The 3,743-nt window shown below is 66.3% G+C and carries 3 protein-coding genes; all 3 read right to left on the bottom strand.

The annotated features are described in order from the left end of the window. Positions 1 to 38 precede the first annotated feature (38 nt). Positions 39 to 1,547, bottom strand: a complete 1,509-nt coding sequence (locus ACRDU5_RS22715) for a class I adenylate-forming enzyme family protein (RefSeq protein ID WP_526617245.1) — start codon at positions 1,545 to 1,547, stop codon at positions 39 to 41. Beyond that, a complete protein-coding gene (locus tag ACRDU5_RS22710) occupies positions 1,540 to 3,051 on the bottom strand; it encodes a class I adenylate-forming enzyme family protein (protein ID WP_526617244.1) in 1,512 nt (503 codons plus the stop codon). Before ACRDU5_RS22710 ends, ACRDU5_RS22715 begins: the two co-directional genes overlap by 8 nt. Beyond that, positions 3,044 to 3,743, bottom strand: a 700-nt coding sequence (locus ACRDU5_RS22705; RefSeq protein ID WP_526617243.1) for an AMP-binding enzyme, incomplete at its 5' end; no start/stop codon positions are given. The genes ACRDU5_RS22705 and ACRDU5_RS22710, both read right to left, overlap by 8 nt.

Raw genomic sequence — 3,743 nt, 5'->3', positions numbered from 1 at the left:
GTCCACGGGTCAAGCGTGCACTGGTAACAGGACAGACGTCAAGTGGACAGACCAGATGAATTTGAATTCGACAACATCTCCCGGACGCGGCTGGCATCGACCTTGCCGGTCGGGCCGCGCGGAACTGCGTCGTCGGAGTCCACGAGCAGCCAGACCGTCGGAACCTTGAAGGAGCTCAGCAGCTTTCGCGCGGAATTCCGGAGGTGATCGACGGTGGTGTCGCCTATCACGACGGCACCCACCGCGCCGGATACGTCGGTGACGAGGGCGTTGTCGACGCCGTCGATAGTCCGCAGGGCCCGCTCGACCTCGCTGGGGTAGACGGTGGCGCCGCTGACCTTGAACATGTCGTCGGATCGGCCGTGGTAGAACATGAAGCCATCGTTGTCGAGACGACCCAGATCGCCGGTCGGGTAGTACCCGTCGGCGGTGAACATCTCTTCGCGGTTGCGCCGGCAGATGCCGCGCAGCGTGTGCGGTCCGCGAATCTGAATCATCCCCACGGTGCCCGCAGGGACTGGTTCGCCGCTGTCGGGATCGACGATCCGGATCTGGGTGCCTGCGAACGGCTTTCCGCAACTGCCCCACGCCGAACGCGGCATATCGGTGTCGGCCGGATACCCGCAGTAGGGCCCGAACGATTCCGTCATTCCGAACAACTTCGCCCGCGCACCGGGTTGCGCGCGCTGCTCGGGCGGCAGCAGGGCCTCCAGGCTTCCCGGTCGCAATGCCGACAAATCGGCTCCGACAGAGCCGGATTGGCGTGCCAATGCTTCGGCCTGGTCGGGCCAGCCGCGAAACAACGTGACACGCTCGCGCTCCAGCAGCCGCAGTGTCATCTGTGGCCGAGGGATCTGCTCGGTCACCAGGGTGGCGCCGGCGAGCAGCGCGGACAGTACACCGCTGCCGAAGCCGCCCACCCAGAAGAACGGCATCGGCAGGTACAGCCGGGTGTCCTCGTCGATGCAGCGGGCGGCGAGTCCGGACCGCACGGCGCCCAGTGCATTGCCGTGCGAGTGGATAACACCCTTGGGTGGGCCGCTGCTACCCGACGTGAACATGATCGCGAGTGTGTCGCTCGCGGTGACGGTTTCGGCCAACGCCTCGACCACGGTGCTGTCGTCGGCGCGCGCCAGCCGCTCCGGCGTCCATACCTCGCGCAGTGCGGGAAGCTTTTTGCGTTCCGGCTCCAGCTCGTCGGGGTAGCGGTGGTCACGGAACTCCTCCACGGCCACGAGGAACTGCACGGAGGCGACCCGGAGTTGCGCGACGAGCTCGGGGGCCTGCAGCAGGGTGCTCAACGGCACCAGCACGGCGCCGATACGCGTCAGCGCCACCGCGATCTGCACCCACCGAACACAGTTGGGCATGATCAGGCCGACCCGGGTGCCCTTGCCGACGCCCGCCGCGATGAATGCGGCGGCCAGGTCGCGGGTGGTGGCGTCGAGCTCGGCGTAGGTGATCCGGGTGTCCGGATCGATCACCATCGGCTTGGCTGCGTCACACTCGGCGCGGATCCTGACCAATCGGTCGATCGTGTCAGCCATCGAACACCTTGGCCAGACGCGGAATGTCGATCTTGCCGCTGGAAATCACAGGGATCTGCGCACTGGGCACGGCGGCGAAGCGCCTCGGAATCTTGTACGCCGACAACTCGTCTTTGAGTCGCTTGCGGACGGTGTCCTCGTCGAAGTCGGTGTCATCTTCGGTTGCGATGACGGCGGCGACCAGTTGCCCACGCTCCGGATCGGGGATGCCCACCACGTGCGCCACCACGCCGCCGGTGACCTTGGCGATCGCCCGCTCGACCTCTGCGGGCGCGACATTGGCGCCGGCGGTCTTGATCATCGCGCCGCGGCGGCCGATGAAATAGACGAATCCATCGCGGTCGGTGCGGACCAGATCTCCGGTGTGAAACCAGCCGTCGGCGTCGAAGCACTCTTCACGGCTGCGCTTGTGATACCGCTGCATCATGTACGGCCCGCGGATGCACAACTCTCCGAGCTCACCCACCGCGACGGCGTCTCCGGTGTCGGGGTCGATGACCTTGGTGTCGAATCCGGGCGACGGCCGGCCGAACGACCCGCGCCGGTGCTCGGGTTGGTCGGATTCGTCCGCACTGATCGTGATGACACTGCCCGATTCGGTCATGCCCAGCATGGTGTGTCGCAGCTCGGGATCGGCAGGTCGCACGTCGGGCGCCATGATCGGGTACAGGTTGCCGCGGCGCATTGACGACAGGTCACGTTTGGGCAGACTCGGATGGCGAGCCAGATGAGCGATGCCCGCCACGAAACCATTGGTCATGGTTGGCTTTTCGGCCTCGAGCAGGTCGAGTGTCTTACCCGCATCGGTGGCATTGGAGCACACCAAGGTCGAGCCGGCGAGGAGGGTGGCCAGTATCGCGAACGCGAACCCGCCGATCCAGAAGAACGGCGAACTACAGAACAGCTTGTCCTGCGCCGTCAGGCTGCGGATCTCGTTGAGGACCGCCTGGTGGTCGAGCAGCGATGCATGAGTGTGCACCACGCCCTTCGGGGTGCTCGTGGAACCGGACGTGTAGACGATCGCAAGCACATCCGAGGAATCGACGTCGTCTTCCATCGCCTCCAGCAGCGCCTCGTCGACCATCTCGGCGGGTTCGGAGTCGATCAGAACATGGCGCAACAGCGGGACATTCCGAACATCAGCCAGCCGCTTGCGGTAGTCGTGACCGCGGTAGGACGCGGTGGCAAGAAGGATCTCGACATCGGCGTGGGCGAGTTGCTCGCTCATCTCCGGAGCGGTCGCGAACGTCGAGAACGGGACGATTGTTGCGCCGATTCGGGCCACGGCCAGCATTGCAACGACGAAGGCGGACCCGTTCGGGTACAGCACGCCGACATGGGTGCCCTTGTCCGCACCGAGCGCGACCAGGCCGCGGGCCAGTTGTGCCGAACGGCGGTCGGCCGCGGCGTAGCTCAGTCGTTCCGCGTCGCACACCAGCAGCGGATGCTCACCCCTGGAAGGTGCCTGGCGCCGCAGGACCTCGCCGACCGTGTTCTTAGGCATGTTCGACGGCGCCGCTGAAAAAGCGTCGGACGGCGCCGAGATCCGGCTTGCCGGACACAGTTCTCGGGATCTGTTCGACGATGGCGATGTCGGTGGGAATCTCGTAGCGCGCCAACCGCGTTCGCAGATGGTCCACCAGCGTCGCCACCTCGACCGGCTCCCGCAGTTCCACCATGGCGACCGGCGTCTCGCCGAGGCGCTCATCGCTGCGGCCGACGACCGCCGCGCCTTGTACCGCCGGGTGGTCCTCGAGCGCGCTGCGGACATCGTCGGGCATCACCTTGAACCCGCCGCGGATGATCGCCTGATCGGCGCGCCCCAGAATCCACAAGAATCCGTCAGTGTCGATGCGCGCTATGTCGGTGGTCCGGATCCAGTCCGCGGTCGGCCCCAGCTGAGCCGGCTTGACCTCAAGAACTCCCGGTTGATCGGGGCCGAGCGGTGATCCGTCGTCGCCGACCACCCGCAGTTTGGCGCCGGGGTTGGCGCGGCCCACGCTGCCCCGTTTGGCGCGCCAATGCTTCCGATAATCCGCGAGCGTCCAGCCGGCCACACCGCCGCCGAATTCGGTTGCGGCGTAAGACGTCAGGACCGGTATGCCGAACTTCTCGGTGAAGGCGTCGGCGTCCTCTGCGGACAGTGGCGCGGTGCCGGATGTGACCGCGCGGATGCTCTCCAGATCGCCCCGAGTC

Origin of the sequence: Mycobacterium sp., from assembly GCF_050701515.1 — a bacterium.
In the GTDB taxonomy this organism is placed as follows: domain Bacteria; phylum Actinomycetota; class Actinomycetes; order Mycobacteriales; family Mycobacteriaceae; genus Mycobacterium.
Note: the sequence above shows the minus strand (reverse complement) of the source record. Positions and strands in the feature narration are given on the sequence as shown.